General features: G+C 71.8%; 12 protein-coding genes, 2 pseudogenes and 1 riboswitch. Of the genes and pseudogenes, 4 read left to right on the top strand and 10 right to left on the bottom strand.

Annotation, left to right across the window (positions count from 1 at the left end; all coding sequences use genetic code 11):
• Window position 1: 1 nt before the first annotated feature.
• Together ACVW19_RS00325 and bioB are read right to left on the bottom strand one after the other, a co-directional pair.
• Complete coding sequence (locus tag ACVW19_RS00325; protein ID WP_457455406.1) at window positions 2–1,291, bottom strand: adenosylmethionine--8-amino-7-oxononanoate transaminase; 1,290 nt, start codon at window positions 1,289–1,291, stop codon at window positions 2–4.
• Window positions 1,284–2,510 (bottom strand): biotin synthase BioB, encoded by a 1,227-nt coding sequence (gene bioB / locus ACVW19_RS00320; RefSeq protein WP_457455405.1) that lies wholly within the window; start codon window positions 2,508–2,510, stop codon window positions 1,284–1,286. The genes ACVW19_RS00325 and bioB overlap by 8 nt, the downstream gene beginning before the upstream one ends.
• Before the next feature lie 299 nt (window positions 2,511–2,809).
• On the opposite strand from bioB, the gene ACVW19_RS00315 reads away from it, so the two are divergent.
• Window positions 2,810–3,937, top strand: a complete 1,128-nt coding sequence (locus ACVW19_RS00315) for an 8-amino-7-oxononanoate synthase (protein WP_457455403.1) — start codon at window positions 2,810–2,812, stop codon at window positions 3,935–3,937.
• A gap of 87 nt (window positions 3,938–4,024) precedes the next feature.
• Here the strand turns inward: ACVW19_RS00315 and ACVW19_RS00310 are convergent, their stop codons facing one another.
• Together ACVW19_RS00310 and ACVW19_RS00305 are read right to left on the bottom strand one after the other, a co-directional pair.
• Window positions 4,025–4,249, bottom strand: a complete 225-nt coding sequence (locus ACVW19_RS00310) for a DUF397 domain-containing protein (RefSeq protein WP_457455401.1) — start codon at window positions 4,247–4,249, stop codon at window positions 4,025–4,027.
• Window positions 4,250–4,258: 9 nt separating this feature from the next.
• On the bottom strand, window positions 4,259–5,119 hold the full coding sequence (locus ACVW19_RS00305) for a helix-turn-helix domain-containing protein (protein ID WP_457455399.1): 861 nt from the start codon (window positions 5,117–5,119) through the stop codon (window positions 4,259–4,261).
• Window positions 5,120–5,331: 212 nt separating this feature from the next.
• On the opposite strand from ACVW19_RS00305, the gene ACVW19_RS00300 reads away from it, so the two are divergent.
• Window positions 5,332–5,790 carry an ATP-binding protein gene (locus ACVW19_RS00300; RefSeq protein WP_457455397.1) on the top strand — a complete coding sequence of 153 codons (459 nt, stop codon included), beginning with the start codon at window positions 5,332–5,334 and terminating at the stop codon, window positions 5,788–5,790.
• 97 nt (window positions 5,791–5,887) lie between these two features.
• Here the strand turns inward: ACVW19_RS00300 and ACVW19_RS00295 are convergent, their stop codons facing one another.
• From ACVW19_RS00295 to ACVW19_RS00285, 3 genes are all read right to left on the bottom strand, one after another.
• A complete protein-coding gene (locus ACVW19_RS00295) occupies window positions 5,888–6,361 on the bottom strand; it encodes a C40 family peptidase (protein WP_457455396.1) in 474 nt (157 codons plus the stop codon).
• Between the two features lie 3 nt (window positions 6,362–6,364).
• Window positions 6,365–6,495: riboswitch (cyclic di-AMP (ydaO/yuaA leader) on the bottom strand.
• Window positions 6,496–6,905: 410 nt separating this feature from the next.
• A complete protein-coding gene (locus ACVW19_RS00290) occupies window positions 6,906–7,214 on the bottom strand; it encodes a hypothetical protein (protein ID WP_457455394.1) in 309 nt (102 codons plus the stop codon).
• Window positions 7,215–7,221: 7 nt separating this feature from the next.
• The gene (locus ACVW19_RS00285) at window positions 7,222–7,857 is read right to left on the bottom strand and encodes an ATP-dependent Clp protease proteolytic subunit (protein ID WP_457455392.1); all 636 of its coding nucleotides are present in this window, start codon (window positions 7,855–7,857) and stop codon (window positions 7,222–7,224) included.
• A 66-nt stretch (window positions 7,858–7,923) separates the two neighbouring features.
• Here ACVW19_RS00285 and ACVW19_RS00280 point away from each other — a divergent pair, with 66 nt between their 5' ends.
• Entirely contained in the window at window positions 7,924–8,220 is a 297-nt protein-coding gene (locus ACVW19_RS00280; RefSeq protein WP_457455390.1) for a type II toxin-antitoxin system Phd/YefM family antitoxin, read from the top strand.
• A gap of 82 nt (window positions 8,221–8,302) precedes the next feature.
• Here ACVW19_RS00280 and ACVW19_RS00275 read toward each other — a convergent pair whose 3' ends face one another.
• Window positions 8,303–9,028 (bottom strand): lysophospholipid acyltransferase family protein, encoded by a 726-nt coding sequence (locus tag ACVW19_RS00275; RefSeq protein WP_457455388.1) that lies wholly within the window; start codon window positions 9,026–9,028, stop codon window positions 8,303–8,305.
• A gap of 229 nt (window positions 9,029–9,257) precedes the next feature.
• Here ACVW19_RS00275 and ACVW19_RS00270 point away from each other — a divergent pair.
• Window positions 9,258–9,696 (top strand): annotated as a pseudogene (locus ACVW19_RS00270) (RpiB/LacA/LacB family sugar-phosphate isomerase); the annotation flags it as partial.
• 33 nt (window positions 9,697–9,729) lie between these two features.
• Here the strand turns inward: ACVW19_RS00270 and ACVW19_RS00265 are convergent.
• Both ACVW19_RS00265 and ACVW19_RS00260 read right to left on the bottom strand, forming a co-directional pair.
• Window positions 9,730–10,956, bottom strand: a pseudogene (locus ACVW19_RS00265) (PP2C family protein-serine/threonine phosphatase).
• Between the two features lie 24 nt (window positions 10,957–10,980).
• Window positions 10,981–13,503, bottom strand: a complete 2,523-nt coding sequence (locus ACVW19_RS00260; RefSeq protein WP_457455386.1) for a SpoIIE family protein phosphatase — start codon at window positions 13,501–13,503, stop codon at window positions 10,981–10,983.
• Window positions 13,504–13,563 lie beyond the last annotated feature (60 nt).

Genomic DNA, 13,563 nt, shown 5'->3' with positions numbered 1-13,563 from the left:
GTCATCCTTCCTGAGTGGCCGCAGCCGCAGCGCACACCGCGCGTGCGATCCGGGCCACGTCCGTGTCGCCGGTGACGTACGGCGGCATGGTGTAGATCAGATCGCGGAACGGCCGCAACCACACGCCCTCGCGCACCGCGGCCCGCGTGGCCGCCTCCATGTCCACGGCGTGATCGAGCTGGACGACGCCGATGGCGCCGAGGACCCGCACGTCACGGACGCCCGGCAGGTCCGCCGCCGGGCTCAGCCCGTCCCGCAGGCCCGACTCGATGCGCTTGACCTCCGCGCGCCAGTCCTGTCCGAGCAGCAGCTCGATCGAGGCGCAGGCCACGGCCGCCGCCAGCGGATTGCCCATGAAGGTCGGACCGTGCGCCAGCACCGGTACCTCGCCGCGCGAGATGCCGTCGGCCACCCGTGCGGTGCACAGCGTTGCCGCCATGGTCAGATAGCCGCCGGTCAGCGCCTTGCCGACACACATCACATCCGGGGTCACGGCCGCGTGCTCCGCCGCGAACAGCGCGCCGGTGCGCCCGAACCCGGTCGCGATCTCGTCGAACACCAGCAGCACGTCGTGCGCGTCACACGCCTCGCGCAGCACCCGCAGATACGCGGGGGAGTGGAAGCGCATCCCGCCCGCGCCCTGCACCACCGGCTCCACGATCACCGCGGCCAGTTCCCCGGCGTGCCGCTCGATCAGCTCCCGCAGACGGTCGGCGTAGGCCTCCTCGTACTCGGCGGGCGGGGCCTCGGCGAACACCTGCTCCGGCAGGACCCCGGTCCACAGCTCGTGCATCCCGCCCTCGGGATCGCAGACCGACATCGGCTGCCAGGTGTCGCCGTGGTAGCCGCCCCGCCAGGTCAGCAGCCGACGCTTCTCGGGCCGCCCGAGCGAACGCCAGTACTGCAGGCACATCTTGACGGCGACCTCGACGGAGACCGAGCCGGAGTCGGCGAGGAAGACATGCTCCAGCCCGTCGGGCGACATGTCGACGAGGAGCTTCGCCAGCCGGACGGCGGGTTCGTGCGTGAGCCCGCCGAACATCACATGGCTCATCCGCCCGAGCTGGTCGGTCGCGGCCTCGTTCAGCACCGGGTGGTTGTAGCCGTGGATCGCCGACCACCAGGACGCCATCCCGTCGACCAGCTCGCCCGAGCCGTCGGCGAGCCTGAGCCGCACCCCGGTCGCCGACTCCACGACCAGCGGCTCCCCGCGCCCCGGCATGGGCCCGTACGGATGCCAGACGTGCCGCCGGTCCAGCTCGAGCAACTCGGGGACGGACCGCTCAGGCATTGGGAGCGAGATCCGTTCCGGCGCCCCGGCGGCGGACCGCGACGAGATCGGTACGCGGCCCGTCGGCCCGGCCGGCCCCCTCCGCGGCCGTCTCGGCACCCGCGGGCGCCCCCGTCTCCGCACACCCGCCGGAGGACGACGTCCCCGCGCAGGCACCCGCACCCGCGGGTGCCGTGCCGCAGACCCCGCCGCCGTCGTGCGACCCGCACCCGCCCGCCCGGTGCTCGGGCAGGGTCACCTGGTCGGTGCCCTCCACCTCGAACCCGGCGTCCGCGATCATCTCCAGGTCGGCCCGTCCCGCCTGGCCCTCGCTGGTGAGGTAGTCGCCGAGGAAGATCGAGTTGGCCAGGTGCAGCGCGAGCGGCTGCATCGTGCGCAGGTGCACCTCCCGGCCGCCCGCGATCCGCACCTCGACGTCCGGGCACACGAACCGCACCATCGCCAGGATCCTGAGGCACCGCTGCGGGGTGAGGTTCCACTCCTCGGCGAGCGGCGTGCCCTCGAACGGGATCAGGAAGTTCACCGGCACCGAGTCGGGGTCCAGCTCGCGCAGCGAGAACACCACGTCGACCAGATCCGTGTCGCTCTCACCCATACCGGCGATCAGCCCGGAGCAGGCGGACAGGCCGGCCGCGTGCGCCTTGTGCACGGTGTCCACCCGGTCGGCGTACGTGTGCGTCGTGGTGATGTCCCCGTAGGTGGCCTCGGAGGTGTTCAGGTTGTGGTTGTAGGCGTCCGCCCCCGCCTCGCGCAGCCGCTCCGCCTGGCCGTCGGAGAGCAGACCGAGACAGGCGCACACCTCGACGCCCTCGTTGCCCTCCTTGATCGCCTTGATGGTGTCGGAGACCCGGTCCACGTCACGGTCGGTCGGGCCCCGGCCACTGGCCACCAGGCACACCCGCTTGGCGCCGCCCGCCAGCCCGGCCGCGGCCGCCTCCGACGCCTGCTCCGGCTTGAGCCAGGTGTACTTGAGGATGTCGGCCTTGGAACCGAGCCGCTGGGAACAGTAGGAGCAGTCCTCCGGGCACAGGCCCGACTTGAGGTTGACCAGATAGTTGAGTTTCACCCGTCGGCCGAACCAGTGCCGCCGCACCTTCCCGGCCGCGGTCACCACGTCGAGCAGGTCGTCGTCGGACGTCCCGAGGACGGCCAGCGCTTCCTCGCGGGTCGGCGTCTCGCGCCGAAGCCCCTTGTCCACCAGCGTGTTCAGCAGGTCCATCGGTCTCCTAGCGAGGGAACCACCAGCGTTGGCCGGTGGGAGAATTACTTCCTGAGTCGGTGGTAGGTTCCGTTCGTCCCGCAGGGGGGCGGTTCGGGCTGGACCGCAACCCTCCGGTCGGAAGCCCCCTCCTCAGGTGGGGAGCGGAGTCACGAGAGCCGATCCTGTCCCACGGAGTGTCCCGGGCCAAGGAGAGTCTCCACAAATCCACACGCACTGACGTGTGGATATTGCCACACCATGGGCGGTTGCCTCTGGGGCTAGGGTCTGGGCATTGCCTACGAAGCCCCGGAGGACCCATGGCGTTCGGCTGGATCGATGAGCAGGCGGAGCTGCGGCGCCGGGCCGGACTCGTGCGGGCCCTGCGCCCGCGGGCCGCCGACGCGCCGCTCCTCGATCTGGCGAGCAACGACTACCTGGGCCTGGCCCGCCATCCGGAGGTCACCGAGGGCGCGGCACGGGCCGCGCGGACCTGGGGCGGCGGGGCGACCGGGTCCCGGCTCGTCACCGGCACCACCGAACTGCACACCGCGCTGGAACGTGAACTGGCGGACTTCTGCGGCTTCGAGGCGGCCCTCGTCTTCTCCTCCGGCTACGCGGCCAACCTGGCCGCCGTCACCGCGCTGGCCCCGCACGGCTCACTGATCGTGTCCGACGCGGGCAACCACGCCTCGCTGATCGACGGCTGCCGACTGGCCCGTGGCGGGACGCGGGTCGCGGCGCACGCCGACCCGGACGCCGTGCGCAAGACGCTGGACGGGCACGACGGACCGGCCGTCGTGGTGTCCGACACGGTCTTCTCGGTCGACGGGGACGCCGCCCCGCTCACCGCGCTGGCCGAGGCGTGCCGGGAGCACGGCGCGGGACTGGTGCTCGACGACGCCCACGGCCTCGGGGTGCTCGGCGACGGTGGACGCGGCGCCCCGCAGGCGGCCGGACTCGCCGGCGCCGACGACGTCGTCGCGACGGTCACGCTGTCCAAGTCGCTCGGCAGTCAGGGCGGAGCGGTGCTCGGCCCGGCACGGGTCGTCGAACATCTCGTCAACGTGGCCCGGACGTTCATCTTCGACACGGGCCTCGCCCCCGCGGCCGCCGGTGCCGCACTGTCGGCGCTCCGGCTGCTGCGCCGGGAACCCGGGCGTGCCGCACGGGCGGGCGAGGTGGCGCGCGAACTGCACGGACGTCTGACGGCCGCGGGTCTTCGGGCGGTGCGTCCCGACGCCGCGGTCGTCTCCGTGCGTGTCCCGTCCCCGGAGCAGGCCGTGCGATGGGCGGCCGACTGCCGGGCGGCCGGCCTGTCCGTGGGCTGCTTCCGTCCTCCTTCCGTGCCCGACGGCATCTCACGGCTCAGACTGACCGCCCGCGCGGACCTGTCCGGGGCCGAGGTCGAACGCGCTGTACTGGTGGTCGGCGAGACGCGGCCGTGAGTCGGCGGGGCACGGTCGTGGGTCGCTCGACGACGGACGGTTCGGTCGGTGGTGCCGGACGGGTGGTCGGGCCGGTGGTGCTGCCGGTCAGCGGACCGCGGCCACGAACTTCGTCCAGCTCCCGGGGGAGATGAGCAGCGCGGGTCCGGACGGGTTCTTGGAATCGCGTACGGCGAGCAGCCCGGCACCTGGGCCGGTGGCCGGCCGGGCCGTCTCGACGCAGTTGTTCGCGCCAGTGCTGTAGCTGCTGCGCAGCCACCGCACACCGCGCAGGTCGGTGCTGGAGGGAAGGGTCCGAGGCGGTACGGGCATCGTGCCTCCTTACGCGCCGGCAGCTGTCCCGGCGATGAAATCCAACGAGTCCTCGGGCGAAAGGGCGTGGATCGAAAGGGCGTTGAAAGCCTCCGAGTACACCCGGAGGTCTTCTTTCCGCTCGAGATAGAGGCTACTCGTCAAGTGGTCGAGAACCACAACATCCAGATCGGAAGTGCGCGAAAATGAGAAGATTACGAAAGGGCCGGTGACGCCGATGTGCGCCCCTGCCGTGAACGGCAGGATCTGGAGCCGCACGTGGGGAAGGCGTGCCGCCTCCACGAGCCGGTTCAGCTGCCGGGTCATCACGCCGGGGCCGCCGACCTCCCGGCGCAGCACCGCCTCGTCCAGGACGGCGGCCAGCTCCAGGGGCGGCTCCGTCCGCAGCACGTCCTGCCGGGCCAGCCGCACTTCCACCAGCGTGTCCAGCCGCTCCTTCGAGGCGCCCTCCAGCGCGGCCTCGGTCACCGCCCGCGCGTACTCGGGTGTCTGCAACAGCCCGGGAACCACCGTGGTCTCCAGGGTGCGCATCGCACTGGCCTGGGACTCCAGGCTGATGAAGTCCCGGTAGGTGGGCGGCAGTACCCCCCGGTACGCGTGCCACCAGTGATGCCGTCCACCGCTGTCGTCGGACCCCGCCAACACCATCAGCAACTCACGCAACTGACGATCCGCCAGGCCGTAGGCGTCGAGCAGTAACCGCACATCGGCCGGTTTCACCCCGCTCGTGCCCGTCTCGATCCGGCTCACCTTCGACTGGTGCCAGCCCACCAGGCGGGCGGCCTCACCACTCGTGAACCCCGCCGACGTGCGCAGCGAGCGCAGTTCGGCGCCCAGTTTCCGGCGGCGTACCGCGGGACCGTGTTGCACCGTTTCCCCCTTACTCCCTATGAGCCACCCACATGCGGTCTCTCGTCGCAGAGTTCACCGATTTGAGCGACAGATATATGCATATCCTGGCCGTATCGTCGCCCGCATTCTGCGGTGATGGCAGTCTGGCGACGAAGCACCAGTGCGGGACCGTACTCGAATCAGCCGCTCCGTGCCGGACCGTGGACCCGTGGGAAAGGGAGGACGTCGCCATGGCAGACCATCTGGAAGCATCCATCACTCTGCCGAGCGATCCAGCCTCGGTTCCCGCCGCGCGCACCCATGTGGTGGACACGCTGGCGGAGTGGGGCATGCCGGCGGACACGGAAGTGTCCGACACCGTGCGGCTGATCGTGTCCGAACTGGCCACCAACGCCGTGCAGCACACCCTCGGGCAGTCACCCACGTTCACGGTGTACATCGCCCTCGACCACGACGAGCGGTTGCGCATCGGAGTCACCGACAGTCATCCGAGGTTCCCCAAGCGGCTCCCCGCCGCGGTCCAGCAGGACAACGGCCGGGGGTTGGTCATCATCCGCTGGCTGACCGCGGAACGCGGCGGCAGGATGAGGATCCGCCCCACCAGGGAGGGCGGCAAGACCGTCTTCGTCGTGCTCCCGTGGGCCGTCCCGGCCGAGCCGGTCACGGCGGTGGGACAGCAGGAGCCGTAGGGGCCACGACGGAACAGCGCAGCCCCAGCCGCGTCGGTGACTGTCCGACGGAGTGGCGGGGGCGGCGACAGGGGGGGAATGCCGCCGCCCCCGCGGATCAGCCGACCCGGCCGTACCAGACGCTGCGGGTCCAGATCTTCTGCAGGCGCACCACGTCCCCGGTCTTCGGGGCGTGCCAGATCTTGTTCTGACCCGCGTAGATGCCGACGTGGTAGATGTTTTGGCCCGAGTGGAAGAACACCAGGTCGCCCGCCTTGCGGTTGGAGGCCGCGACCTTGTTTGTCTTGTTGTACTGCTGGGCGGCGGTGCGCGGCAGCTGCTTGCCCGCTTTCTTGAACGAGTAGAGGGTCAGGCCGGAGCAGTCGAAGCGGGACGGTCCGGTGGCGCCCCACCGGTAGGGCGAACCCTTCTTGGATTCCGCGACCTGGAGAGCCTTGGCGGCCGTGCTCGCGGCCGCCGCCTCCGGGGCGGCACCGGGAACCACGAGTGAGCCGCCCACGGCGGCGAGAGTGAGGGCCGAGGCCGTGCCGGCCCGGGCCATGAGAGACGGGACACGATTGAGCGCGGACATGCGCAACCCTTCGTCAGCCGCCTGTGAAGGATGACCTGTCGGATTCGGGCTGGCGAAGTTGCCCGGCCGCACACGTGCGGCTTCACCCCAAGGGATGCTCGGAACGGGAATCCCCGCTCCGGCGACCCGTCGTGCTCGGGTCCTCCACTCCTGCCGATCCACTCCTGTCGACCGGTCATCCGGGCGGCGGCAGGACTCGGCGTCCGCCCGGATCGCCCCGCCGCGGTGGCGGGGGCTTGTCGTCAGTGAGCGATCTTGGCAATGGTTGGCCCGAAATCCCACCGGAGCCGGGGGTTTGTGTTGTTACTCACCACTCATCCGTTCGGGTGGACAGCGCTGTGTTCGGGCTGCCGTCCAGAGCGCCGAGGAGCCCCGGACCAGCATCGGAATACTTGATTCCGAAAGGGGGCGCGCGCGGTGCGCAACCTTGGCGGCCCGAAAAGAAGTCGTGCGTCTACGCCGCTTGGGGGTAAGCCATTTGGTCCGTTTCAACTCCGGTGCGGACGTGTCACCGGCGCACGCCCCGCCCGGGCCGGTAGGGGTGTCAACTGCCGCAGCCCGGCGGCAGGATGACGCGGGCCGTGCGCCGCTCGCCGTCCAGCACCCGCAACGCACGGGCCAGGGTGGCGGTGTGCAGTTCGGTCTCGCCGCGTCTGTGCATCAGGGCCAGCGCGTCGCGCAGGGCGACGGCCTTGCCGACCAGTGCCTGCGCGGCACGCAGTCCCCGGTAGGTGTCGCCGTCGCGGGCCGGGTTGATCCGGCCGAGCAGGTCGACGGCCTCGAGGTAACGGTCGATCAGCTCGGCCTCGGCGCGGGTCAGCGCGGGCAGCGGCGGCAGCTCGGGTGGCAGCATCGGCGGCTCACCCCGTGCCGGAAGTGGGCCGCCGGCCCTCGCGGACGGTCACGATCCGGTCCGCGAGGCCGTAGTCCACCGCCGCCCGGGCGTCGAGGACCGTGTTCCGCTCGATGTCCGACCGTGCCTGCTCCGGGGTGCGGCGGGTGCACCGGACCAGCATCTCCTCGATCCGGGCCCGAACGCGTGTCAGCTCCTCGGCCTGGACGGCTAGGTCGCTCGCCCTGCCCTCCACCGGCTCCGTCAGCGCGGGCTGATGAAGCACCAGTCGCGCCCCGGGCAGGACGTACCGCTTGCCCGGCGTCCCGGCGGCCAGCAGCAGCGCGGCTGTGCCTGCCGCCTGGCCCAGGCAGACCGTCTCCACCTCGCAGGCGATGTAGCGCAGGGTGTCGTGGATCGCCGACATGGCGTGGAAGGAGCCGCCGGGCGAGTTGACGTAGAGGGAGATGTCCCGGTCGGGGTCCCGGTGCTCCAGGTACATGAACTGGGCGATCACGTCGTTCGCGGAGGTCTCGTCGATCGGTGTCCCGAGGAGGACGATCCGCTCCTCCATCAGCTTCGAGTACGGATCCGTGCTCCGGCGCCCGGACACCGTGTGTTCGGTGAACTCGGGCAGGACGTGGCGGACGGACGGTCGGGTCATGGGCCCCTCCTCGTGGCGGCTGTCTGTAAAAAATGTACAGGATGTACGTGACGTTATGATGGGGGCATGGCCTACGAGATTCCGGTGACGCAAGCCAGGGCTGAACTCGCCGACCTGATCAACCGCGTGGTGTACGGCGGTGAGCGCGTTGTCGTGACCCGGCACGGAAAGCCCCTCGTCGCCCTTGTGTCCGCCGATGACCTGCGACGACTCGAGCAGCTCCAGGAACTCGACGCACGACGGGAAGCCACCGGGGATCAGGTGGTCAGCACGGTTTCCGGCGTCCACGAGGCGGCGTCCGCTTCACGCGAACAGCAGCGCTTCGGCATCGCCGCGGAACACCGCGGGACGGCCACTTTGTAAGTCGCCGAGAAGGCCCCGAAAACGGAACCGTGCACCCCGCGGCAGCGGCGGGGTGCACGGTTCCGTTTTCGGACGGGGCCGGTCAGCTCAGCGGCATCCGCGGCAGCCGGCGCTTCTCCGCCGCCTTGCGCTCGGCGTCCTCCGCCTTGGCGACGGCCGCGTACTGGTCGACGTACTCCTGCTCGGACAGGCTCAGGATGGTGTACATGATCTCGTCGGTGACGGCGCGCAGTATCGCCTTCCCGTCCTCCATGCCGGCGTAGCGCGAGAAGTCGAGGGGCTTGCCGAAGCGGATCACCACCGGGTGGATGCGGGGGACGACCTTCCCGGGCGGCTGCGCCTCGAAGGTGCCGATCATCGCGCAGGGAATCACCGGGACGCCGGCCTTGAGGGCCATCACCGCGACTCCGACCTTGCCCTTGTAGAGACGCCCGTCGTGCGACCGGGTGCCCTCCGGGTAGATACCGAGCAGTTCCCCCTTGCTCAGCACTCCGAGGCCCTCCCGGATCGCGGCCTGGCCGGCGTCCTTGCCGGAGCGGTCGACCGGGATCTGCCCCGCGCTGCGGAAGAAGAACGCCGTCAGCCGGCCCTTGATGCCGGGGCCGGTGAAGTATTCGGCCTTGGCGAGGAAGGTGATGCGCCGTTTGAGTATCGAGGGCATCAGGAAGTGGTCCGAGAACGACAGATGATTGCCGGCGACGATGGCGGCACCGGACGACGGCACATGCTCCAGGCCCTCTATTCGAGGCCGGAAGACCAGTCGCAGCAGCGGGCCCAGCAGCACGTATTTGAGCAGGTAGTAGAACAAGGGCGCGCTCCTCGACTCTGGCGGACGGATCAGCGGCGTGCTGCAGCAGGTCGACCGGCACGTCGTGGGGGTGCCAGTCTAGGTCCGGGCGAGGGCGCCCGGCACCCCGTCCGGCGGGACGGGGGCGGGGCCGGACCGGGCGGCTGAGCGCCCGTCAGCGGGGGTACCGGCGGGGACGCGTGCGACGCCCGGCCGCCGCCGGCCGCCGCACGCGCGAGTGGGCTCGCCCATGCGGATCTCCGTCTCCTCCGACATGGACGAACCCGTCGCCCGGGCCCTGCTCGCGGAACTGCGCGAGCGCGGCCACGAGGTGCGCGTACACGGTGCCCTGAGCTCCGGAGGCGAATCGCGGTGGGCGTTCTGCTCCGAGGCGGCCGCCCGCGACGTCGCCGAGGGGACCGCCGACTAGGCGGTGGTGTGCTGCTGGACCGGCACGGGTGCCTCGATCGCGGCCAACAAGGTGCCGGGCGTACGGGCCGCCCTGTGCGCGGACGCCTACACGGCGCGCGCTGCTGGAACGAAGCGAACGTGCTGGCGCTCGGCCTGCGGCTGACGGCCGAGCCGCTGCTGAAGGAGATCCTCGACGCCTGGTTCGCCGGGGGACCGGACAGGCCGCGGACGACCGGCAGAACGTGGACCGGGTGGACCGGCTCGACGACGCCCGGTCCACCGGCCGAGCCGTACCGCCGCCCCGCGGCGGATCACAGCCGGACGACGACCGGCGCGGTGTCGTCGGTGACGCCGCCGGGCGGCAGCAACTCCCGCAGCACGATGTCGGCCGGCGACTCGGGACCCCGTGTCCGGTGGCGGCGCAGCGAATAGGCGAGCCGCAGCAGCCCGGTGTCGATGTCCTCCCGGCGGCGTTCGACCAGACCGTCGGTGGAGAGCACGAGAGTCGCCCCGGGCGTGGACGTGGTCGTCGTCCCGGGTCTGCGCACCGGTTCGAGGCGGGCGTCGAGCGGAGGGCCGGTGGCCCGGCCGAGGAACTCCACCCGCCCGTCCGGGTGGACCGGCACCGGCGGGGGATGACCGGCGCTGCTGTGATCGATGGTGTGCCGGTCGAAGCCGACGACGAAGGTGGTGACCACGGTCGCCGACTCGGCGCCGTCGACCACGAGGGCGTAGCGCGCCACGACGTCCAGCGCCTCGGCGGGTCCCGCCGCGACCCGGGAGGCGGCGGTGAGCGCGCTGCGCAGCCGGCCCATGACGCCGGCCGCCTCCAGTCCGTGCCCGACCGCGTCGCCCACGGACACGCCGGTACGGTGGCCGCGCACCAGGTCGACCAGGTCGTCCCAGTCTCCGCAGACGTCGGGCGCGCCCACCGCCGGCCGACAGCGCACGGCGGCCAGGTGACCCACCTGCCGCGGTGCGGGCAGCATGGACCTCTGCGGTGCCGGTGCCACCTGACGCTCCCGGGCGGGCGCCTGGCGCAGGCGGTTGTTGAGCTCCTGCAGCTCGCGGGCGCGTGTGCGGTTCGGCCTCCAGGCCCCGGTTCTGGTCGACGCCCGCGCGGTGGCGGGCCCGCATCGGCTCGGTGACCTCCTCGACCCGGTGCACGATCAGGACCACGGAGCCGTCGCTGCCCGGCACCGGTGTGTTCACCGGGTTCCAGTAGCGCGCCTCCCACGTGCCGGGCTGTTCCGGGCTCTCGACGTCGGAGCGTTGCAGGGCCATGGTGTCGCGCTCGTCGGCCGACACGACCCGCAGCAGGGAGGCGTGCAGGTTGTGCGCGCCCGAGGTGTTCGGATCGTTCGGGTTGTCCGGGAAGACATCGAACAGGTGGCGGCCCGGCAGTTCCTCCCGGGCCTCCCGGTCCCGTGGACGAACGCCTCGTTGACATCCGCGTACACCGGATCGGGGGTGAGGAGCGCCACCATGCCGGGCAGGACCTGGTACACCACCGCGTAGTCGATCGCCGTCTGTGTCATGGCCACCGCCTCCTGACAGGAGCGTCACTCCAGAGGGAAGGCCATCTCAAGGGGAAGATCACCCGGTCCGGTCAGCGACTGCTCGGCCCAGATGACCTTCCCGTCGGGAACGAAACGGGTGCCCCACCGCTGAGCGAGCTGCGAGACCAGCAGCAGCCCGCGTCCGCCCTCGTCCATGGCGCGGGGATGGCGCAGGTGCGGTGTGGTGGCGCCGCCGTCGAACACCTCGCAGACCAGCGCGCGCTCCCGGATCAGCCGCAGGCGGACGGGGCCGACGGCGTGCCGGATGGCGTTGGTGACCAGTTCGCTGACGATCAGCTCCGTGGTGAAGACCAACTCGTCCAGCCCCCAGTGGGACAGCTGCCGGGTGGCCGTCCTGCGGGCCTCGGCCACCACGGCCGGATCCGGCGGCAGGTCCCAGGCCGCCACCTGGTCGGAGTCCAGGAGCCGGGTACGGGCCATCAGCAGTGCCACGTCGTCGTACGGGCGGACCGGTACCAGGGCGTCCACCACGGTCCGGCACCGCGTTTCCAGTGAGGGCGCGGCCCCCTGCAGTACCTGTCGCAACCGGTCCTGGCCGCCCGCGGTCGAACCGGTCGTGGTGTCGGTCAGCAGACCGTCGGTGTACAGGGCGAGTGTGCTGCTCTCGGCCAGGGACAGTTCCATCGCCTCGAACGGCGGGCCGCCCACGCCGAGCAGGGGCCCCGGCAGCAGATCGACGAAGCCGACCGTGCCGTCGGGCGCCACCAGGGCGGGCACGGGATGGCCCGCGGCGGCCATCGTGCACCGGCCGTCGACCGGGTCGTAGACGACGTACAGGCAGCCGGAGCCCACGGCCTGGCCGTAGGTCCGCTCCGGCTCGTCCGGCTCGGCGCCCTCCTCCCGCGCCGACCGCGACACCAGGTCGTCGAGATGGGCGAGCACCTCCTCGGGCGGCAGATCCTGCGCGGCCAGGGTCCGTACGGCGGTACGCAGCCGGCCCATCGCCGCGGCGGCGGCGATGCCGTGACCGGGGACCTCTCCGACGACGAGGGCGACGCGGGCACCCGACAGCGGGATCAGGTCGTACCAGTCGCCGCCCAGGCCGGTCAGCTCGTCGGCCGGGCGGTAACAGGCCGACACCTCGACGGCGTCCAGCTCCGGGAGCCGGCGGGGCAGCAGGCTGCGCTGCAGCACGAGCGTCGCGTCGCGCTCCCTGGCGTAGCGCCGGGCGTTGTCCACACAGACGGCGGCGCGGGAGACGAGGTCCTCGGCCAGGCTCAGGTCGTCCTCGCTGAAGGGGTCCCGGCGGCGCCGGAAGAACCCGGTGACACCCAGGGTGGTGCCCCGGGCGCGGATCGGCACGATCATCGCACTCTGCAGACCGAGCTCGAGGAAGGTGGCCTTCCGGCCGTCCGGGGTGCCGTCGATCCACTCCGTGGCGAGCGGGTCGAGCTGCTCCTGGCGCCAGGAGCGGCCCGTGGTCAGACAGCGGACCGGCGGTGAACCGGCCAGAAAGCTCGTCACCGCGCCCGTCTCCCGGACCTTCCGCGGCAGGTCCTCGTACAGCGACCGGTAGCCCGCGCGGCGCAGCGGCACCCCGTCCGTCTCCGCGAGCGGTCCGGGCGGCAGCTCGGCGCCCCGTACCACCGTCTCCAGCAGGTCCACGACCACGAAGTCCGCGAGTTCCGGGACGGCGACGTCCGCCAGCTCCTGGGCGGTGCGCATGACGTCCAGTGTGCGGCCGATGCGTTCGCCGGCCCGGTCGAGCAGGGCGAGCCGCTGACGGGCACGGTGCCGCTCGGTGATGTCCACGACGCTGTAGTAGACGCCCATCGGGCGGCCCCGGTCGTCGTCGAGCCGGGTGAACGACAGCATGTGCGCGGTGTCGCGCAGCGGCGCCGAACGGACCTGGCCGACGTACTCGTGGCCGACCACCGGCTCGCCGGTCTCCAGCACGTGGCGCATCTGCGCCTCGACGGACTCGGCGTCCAGGCCGGGCTGGACGTCGGCGAACCGCAGGCCCAGCCGCCGCTGGGCCGGGCCGCCGCCGAACTGCTCCAGGGCGGTGTTCGACCACACGTACCGCAGGTCCGTGTCCACGATCGCGAGCCCGATCGACGATCCGGCGACCATCTGCTCGAGCACCGCGCGGCTCAGGTCCCAGCCGGCGGAGCGGCTCATGCGCCGGCCGACGGGACCGGCCAGCTCCGACAGCAGCACCAGCAGGGACGAGCGGCCCCGCGGCTCCATGGTCCGCATGAGCCGGACCATGACGGGGACCGGCCGTCCGTCCCGGTGACGGGCCGTCATCGGACCCGCCCAGCCGTCGTCCGCCCGGCAGCGCCCGACCAGGTCCGGCACCCGCTCGGCGTCCTCGGCGGTGAGCAGCTCGGCCAGCTTCCTGCCCACCGCCTCGACCGCCGGATACCCCAGCAGCCGCTCGGCCGGACCGGTCCAGTTCGTCACGACGCCCTGCGGATCGAGCAGCAGGGGAGCGGCGTCGGCCACGTCGAACCCCTGCCGGGCAACCTCCGGCTCCTCGTGTCCGTCCTCGTGTCCGCCCACGGCCGACCTCTCTGTCGCTGAGAGTGGTCTACCACCTCTTGTTCCCATCTTCACCCGGGA

This window comes from Streptomyces sp. TE5632, assembly GCF_054061295.1.
This window is presented reverse-complemented; position numbering and strand designations above follow the sequence as displayed.